This is a genomic window from Microcoleus sp. N9_A2 (assembly GCF_036701775.1).
In the GTDB taxonomy this organism is placed as follows: Bacteria; Cyanobacteriota; Cyanobacteriia; order Cyanobacteriales; family Microcoleaceae; genus Microcoleus.
Genome location: NZ_JAUBRH010000115.1, coordinates 1 through 6,345 on the forward strand (window position 1 = coordinate 1; position 6,345 = coordinate 6,345).

At 42.9% G+C, this 6,345-nt stretch carries 5 protein-coding genes and 2 pseudogenes; 4 read left to right on the forward strand and 3 right to left on the reverse strand.

The genetic code is table 11. The features are described from left to right. Positions 1 to 458 precede the first annotated feature (458 nt). The 4 genes from QUA44_RS29870 (at position 459) to QUA44_RS29885 (ending at position 3,208) form a co-directional block, all read left to right on the forward strand. Positions 459 to 1,022 carry a hypothetical protein gene (locus QUA44_RS29870; RefSeq protein WP_333257421.1) on the forward strand — a complete coding sequence of 188 codons (564 nt, stop codon included), beginning with the start codon at positions 459 to 461 and terminating at the stop codon, positions 1,020 to 1,022. A 4-nt stretch (positions 1,023 to 1,026) separates the two neighbouring features. Then, complete coding sequence (locus QUA44_RS29875; RefSeq protein WP_333257424.1) at positions 1,027 to 1,293, forward strand: transposase; 267 nt, start codon at positions 1,027 to 1,029, stop codon at positions 1,291 to 1,293. An 80-nt stretch (positions 1,294 to 1,373) separates the two neighbouring features. Then, positions 1,374 to 2,969, forward strand: coding sequence for an IS1182 family transposase (locus QUA44_RS29880; RefSeq protein WP_333257426.1), 1,596 nt, complete (start codon positions 1,374 to 1,376; stop codon positions 2,967 to 2,969). Between the two features lie 65 nt (positions 2,970 to 3,034). Next, the gene (locus QUA44_RS29885; RefSeq protein WP_333257428.1) at positions 3,035 to 3,208 is read left to right on the forward strand and encodes a glycosyltransferase; all 174 of its coding nucleotides are present in this window, start codon (positions 3,035 to 3,037) and stop codon (positions 3,206 to 3,208) included. A 197-nt stretch (positions 3,209 to 3,405) separates the two neighbouring features. On the opposite strand, the gene QUA44_RS29890 is transcribed toward QUA44_RS29885, so the two are convergent. The 3 genes and pseudogenes from QUA44_RS29890 to QUA44_RS29900 all read right to left on the reverse strand — a co-directional run. After that, positions 3,406 to 5,331 (reverse strand): alpha-amylase family glycosyl hydrolase, encoded by a 1,926-nt coding sequence (locus QUA44_RS29890; protein WP_333257432.1) that lies wholly within the window; start codon positions 5,329 to 5,331, stop codon positions 3,406 to 3,408. 291 nt (positions 5,332 to 5,622) lie between these two features. Next, positions 5,623 to 5,874, reverse strand: a pseudogene (locus QUA44_RS29895) (Rpn family recombination-promoting nuclease/putative transposase); the annotation flags it as partial. Positions 5,875 to 5,886: 12 nt separating this feature from the next. Next, positions 5,887 to 6,219: pseudogene (locus QUA44_RS29900) on the reverse strand (ISL3 family transposase); the annotation flags it as partial. Between the last annotated feature and the right edge of the window lie 126 nt (positions 6,220 to 6,345).

Below are 6,345 nucleotides of genomic sequence, written 5' to 3' on the forward strand. Positions count from 1 at the left end.
AACGTTCTGAAACTTTACCCAAATGGGATATCAAGATTATCCCCATTTAATCGGTACTTTATTTTTCCGCAAGTCCCGTAAGAGGAACCTAGGGCGTCGGTTCAGTACCCAGACTTGACAGAACCAGACAACTATGATAAGTGAAGTAAGAACCCGGTTAAACTCTAACAAGTTTTGATAAGAAACCTTATGCGTCCTCCTCTATGGACTCCTCCTGTGCAACTATCAGCCTCAGAAGAGGTGATTATCAAGCGTATCATTCATAGCCAAACTATTTACATTTCTCAGGCTCAATCGTCTCGATATATTTAATGATGAGTTCCAATAAGAACTCGCTACAATTTTCAAAGACAGTACAGTTGGGTATAGTCCAGTACCCCCAGCACAACTTGCTTTGGCGACTATTCTTCAAGCGTACCTAGGAATTTCTGATGATGAAGTGATTGAAGAAATGAGTCGTGGATAAACGCTGGCAGTTAATTTTGGATTGTTTGGAGTGCGAAAAAACTCCATTCTGTAAAGCCACCTTGGTGAGATTCAGAAAGGCTTTAATTAAAAAGGAACTTGACCAGCGTTTAATTGACCGGACTGTAGAAATCGCTAAAGAAAAAGGTGGATTTGGCTCATCTCAACTAAGAGTGGCATTAGATTCCTCTCCGTTATGGGGAACAGCTAAAGTAGAAGATACCTATAACCTATTGGGTCATGCTCTTCGTAAGGCCGTGAGTGTGATAGCTGTCCAGCAGGGGAGGGGGCTGGCAGAAATTGCCCATGAATTAGGTACTTCAATTGTTAGTAGTTCCAGCTTAAAAACTGCATTAGACTTAAACTGGGACGACCCAAGAGAGCGCCAAAACGCGCTTTCAATTATCCTAAACAGCTTAAATTCCGTAGATGAATGGATGCAATCCCAGTCTGAGCCTGATGAATTTGAAGTGGCACAATCGACTCTAGTTGTTGCCCGAGTTATTGAATCTCAAAATGTAACCTTAGACTCTCTCTTGAGTTCCTATTCTCAGTAAAGGGGTGGCTAAAGACCGGCGCATTTCTATTGAAGATCCCGATATGCGACATGGAAGGAAAAGCAGCTCTCAGAAAATAAATGGATATAAACGCCACGTTCTCAAAGATTTAGATATAGGCGTAATTCGGGCTGTGGCTTTGACGAAAGCGAATACTCCCGAATCTGCTGCTACAGTTGACATTTCCAGAGACTTAAAATTCTCACATACTCAGCTATCTGAATTACATATTGACCGCGCTTACTTATCTAGAGCGTCGGTTCAGTATTAGGAGTTGACAAAACTGGATGAGTATGATACCGCTGGAAAAGCCTTTTCAATTCTAATAATCAGGAAGAAGGAAGAAATCTTATGCGTCCTCCCTTATGGCATCCTCCAATTGAACTCTCAGAAAGAGAAGCGTTGATTATCAAACGCATTAAACGAGCCAAGTTATTCACGTTTCTTAGACTGAACCGTTCATTCATATTTAATGATGAGTTTCAAGAAGAACTTGCTACAATTTTTAAAGACAGCACAGTGGGTCAGGGCCCAATTCCTCCTGCACAAATTGCCTTGGCAATTATTCTGCAAGCCTACTTAGGCATTTCGGATGATGAAGTAATTGAAGAAATGCTCATGGATCAACGTTGGCAGTTAGTTCTTGATTGTCTCAATTGTGAAACTCCCCCTTTTAGCAAAGCCACTTTGGTTCGATTCAGAAAGGGCTTAATTAAAAAAGAACTCGACCAACGTTTAATTGACCGCACCGTAGAAATTGCCAAGCAAAAAGGTGGGTTTGGCTCATCTCAAGTCAAAGCGGCTTTAGATTCTTCCCCGTTATGGGGAGCTGGTAAAGTCGAAGATACATATAATCTCTTGGGTCATGCTTTGCGTAAAGCAGTGAGTGTGATAGCTGCTGGACAGGGGCGGGAGCCAGCAGAAATTGCCGAGTTAGCTGGTGCGCCAATTCTCAATAGTTCCAGCTTAAAAACAGCCTTAGACTTAAACTGGGATGACCCTTCAGAGCGTCAAAATGCACTATCAATGATTCTAAACAGCTTATGTTCTGTGGAAGAATGGATGCAAAGCCAGTCTGGTTGTAATGAGTTTGAAGTCGCCAAAGAGACTCTGGATGTGGCCCGAGTGATTGAATCTCAAAATGTAACTTTTGACTCTCAAGGAGTTCCAAGTTTAAGCAAAGGAGTAGCCGCATACCGTCGCATTTCTATTGAAGACCCAGATATGCGACATGGACGGAAAAGCAAGTCTAAGAAAATAGATGGATCTAAACGCCACATCCTCAAAGATTTAGAGAGTGGTGTAGTTTGCGCGGTGGCATTGACTCGCGCAAATACTCCGGAAGCCACTGCTACAGTTGACCTAGAACGTGACTTAAAATTTCAAAATATTCACCTAGCTGAGTTACATATTGATCTGGCTTATTTATCCAGTCATTGGGTGACACAACGGGATGATAAATTACAGATATTTTGCAAGGCGTGGCCGGTCAGAAATTCTGGACGGTTTGATAAAAATTATTTTTTTCTTGACTGGGATACGCATTTAATTAGCTGTCCCAATCAGGTAAGTATCCCATTTGAACCCGGAAAAATTGTTCATTTTCCTCAGAATGAATGTGCAATTTGTCCTCTGAGGTCTGGTTGCACGAATAGTAAAAGAGGACGGACTGTATCAATTCATCCTGATGAAGCCTTAATGCAAGAGTTGCGAGCACGTCAATCCACTGCTATTGGTCGAAAAGACTTAAGAAAACGTACTACAGTTGAACACTCTCTGGCTCATATTGGTCATTGGCAGGGTGATCGTGCTCGCTATATTGGACAGCGGAAAAATCTCTTCGATCTACGGCGAGTCGCTGTTGTCCATAATCTTCATGTCATTGCTCGAATGGATAAGGTTCGGCCGATTACACCAGGCATAGAGTCGAACTCATGGACTGGCTAATTTCATAAAGTCCTTTTTTTGTCAACTCCTAATACTGAACCGATGCCCTAGCGCCCCCAGGCATTGTGACAACAGTCAATCCAGGAGATGCTGCGGGTTTGCACGAGGCGATCGTCCATTTGCTTTCAAATCCTCAAGAAGCTGAAGCTCAAGCGCAGCGGGGGTACGAAATGGTTGTGAACCAGCACAGCAGTGAACCTTATATCGATGTTTTAGCCCAGAAGTTGCGATCGCTTTAGAGTCTCCCGAGAGCAGTAATTTCAGCCGGCTACAAGCCCGTTCCACCAAACAGAAACACTCTTGTGGAACACGCATATTGCCTGTTCCCAACCAACAGGTAAAACAGGCAATATGCCTGCTGATGAACGGGCTTCTAGCCCGTTCCACCAAACAGAAATATTCTTTTTGTGGAACAGGCTAGAAGCCTGTTCCTAACTCAAGACTCCCGTCCACTCGCCCACTTGTCCCGCCATTTCACAGTCCCTTCCGAAACTAAAACCCAGCGGCGACAAACCAGATTTTCTCGCAGCGGCGACAGTCCTTCCCGTAGCAACGCATACTTATAAGAAATCAACTTTCCCGCACTTTCATTAAAAGGAATTTCCCCAAACCAAGTATTAGTATTAATATACTCCAGCGGGTAACCCTTGCTAATATCCCAATTCCCCAATTCAGGACAATCTCCAATCACCACAATCCTTTCCCCAGGCTGACTTCTAACGCTATTAAGCTGCGCCCGTACAATAGTTTTCGCCTTAACTCGCTCTCCGACGCGGCTAAAAATCATTACTTCCCGCGAACCAAACTCTACATTGTACAGCATCCCATCTTTAACTTCAAACTTACGGCGCGATAAAACCTCCGTATGCTCTCCATCAGGCAGCTCAGTATCAACGGCTTTAATGGTAACAGAATTGCCCCGATTCATCGCTACAAACACCACAGAATCGCGATAGCGGCGCACGTAACAATAAACATCAGCAGTTAGATATTTTTGCCAGTGACTCCCCATCGAAATAGCTGGATTCAGCCGCCGCAATCCCGACAGTAATCGCACAGCTCGGTAAATCGGCGAATCAGTATCCCAATTTTCCATCATCGGGCGGTTGTATGGGTCATTTCCCCCATCTGTATCATCACGCAGATACTGTTCAGTGCCGTAATAAATGCAGGGAATGCCGCGAGTCGTCATAATTAAACATATCGCCAACTGCAGCATTTCTGGATCGGGATTTAACGACTGAAACCGCGGCATATCGTGGTTGTCAATAAAAGTAATCAATTCCGTCGCCCCGTAGTAGCGGTGATCCAAATTCAGGACATCTTGGACTAACTTAAATCCCGCGTCCGCACCCTGTCCCAATACTTCTCGAATTGCCACGCACAAACCAAAATCTAAAATAGTCATCCCCGACTCGTTGACAAATTCCACAGAACGATCGTTTCTAGGGTCGCTGTAAATCCATTCGCCAAAAATGAAAACATCAGGTCTGTGTGTTAAAATATCAGCAGTAAATTCCTGCCAAAACCAAATAGGCATATGCTTGACTGTATCAACCCGCAAAGCATCAACACCTCTGTCTAGCCATTGTTTAATTGCTGACTTAATATAACTGCGGTATGCAATATTATTTTCGTTGAAAGTTGCTAAACCAGACAGTTCGCAGTTGTGGACTTGCCATTCATCTTCCCAGTTTGTGACTTCGCCGTAGTGGTGATACCAGTCATCTTCATCGTCGTTAAAGTCAGCTATTTTGACGCCATCATCGTAGAGTTCCCCTTTTTTGCCGCTAAAATCTGGGTTGCTGTGATTGCAGACAATATCGAGTACGAGTTTCATGTTTCGCTGGTGCAACTCGTGTACTAATTTGTCAAATACCGTATCTTTACTTTCTTGTGTTTGGTTAATAGAAGGATTGTCGCCTTTGGCAATAAAGCGGGGATTTAGTCGCTTGAAATCTTTAGTCCAGTAGCCGTGAATAGCAGCTTGTTCGACAAATAATGCTTCAACTTGCTCGAACAGTGGAGTCAGCCAAACTGCGCTAACTCCCATATCTTTTAAGTAATCGAGTTTGTCGATAACTCCCTGCAAGTCGCCGCCCCAATATTTGCCCCAATCTTTGCCTTCTGGATCGTAAAGTTCAGGGTTTGGGCCTTCGTTATTTTCGGGGTCGCCGTCGTAAAAGCGATCGACTACAAGGAAATAAATTGTTTCTTGTCGGAATTCAATGTCTCTGGTGTAGAGGAATTCTAAATCGATTTCGCTTTCTGGCTTAACTTCTTCTACCAGAGACTGAATTTTTTCTTCTGGTTCGCTAACTTCATATTGAGAGGAAGTTTGATTGGGAGTGACTGATGTCATGAGATGTATTTTTTTATATTGTAAGATTGGTCAGTTATTCGGAGCTAGAGTCGGAGATAGCTTTCCCCTCTGACTGACTTTTACAGCATCATACGGAATTTACTGGTTTAATGAAATCTTCCTTTAGAGAGAGGGCAGACTCATCCTTAAGCATTATATGGATGAGAATTAATATTTAGCATAATTCTCAATCAAAGAGGCAGAGCCTCAAAAACCCGCGCTACCAGGCTGATCCTAGTAGCGAGAAAAGGTGTACTAATTGTGCGTGCGATCGCACTTTTTCCCGTCCTTTCATTCCTCCCGCAAGTTTTGGATATCTTCAACACTCAAACCAGTGGTTTGACTAATGGTTGGATTGTCAAGGACATTGAGAAGTTGCCTAGCAATTTCTAGAGCTTTTTCTCTCATTCCTAGCGCGAGTCCTTCTTCTCTGCCTTCTTCTCTACCCTCTTCTCTACCTTCTGCGATGCCTTGTGCGATTCCTTTTTCAATTCCCTTGAGCAAGACACCCTGCTGATCGAGAATAAACATTTCGCGGCTTTCCTGAACTTATGGTTATAATTTTATCTGATGAGAGAAGCAAGCTAACACGCGATTTCTAAAGTTATTAAAATTAGAAAAGCCATATCCTTGCCTCATGATCAACTTGATTCGATTGTTGATTCCTTCCATGACTCCACTTGTTGTGCGATTAAGAAAGTAATTGCAAATACCTTCACAATGATTTTTAATTGTTGATGCAGATTCTCGGAAAAATACTTGTGCATGATTTAGCCATTGTTTGATTTTTTTCTGCCCTTTTTTGACAGTCAAATTAGTTTCATATATTTCTCTAAATTTTTCTTTCATCTCATACGCAATTCTCAAGCATTCTGATTTACCAATACTCCGGACAGTTTTGGAAGAGAGACGCGAGTGACCGTCCCCAAAAAAGTCGGGTAGTGCCATGAAGGAAAGGATGGAGTAAACTTAAGCTACTATTAGCGAGAAGTTTTTGCCATTGGTGATATGACA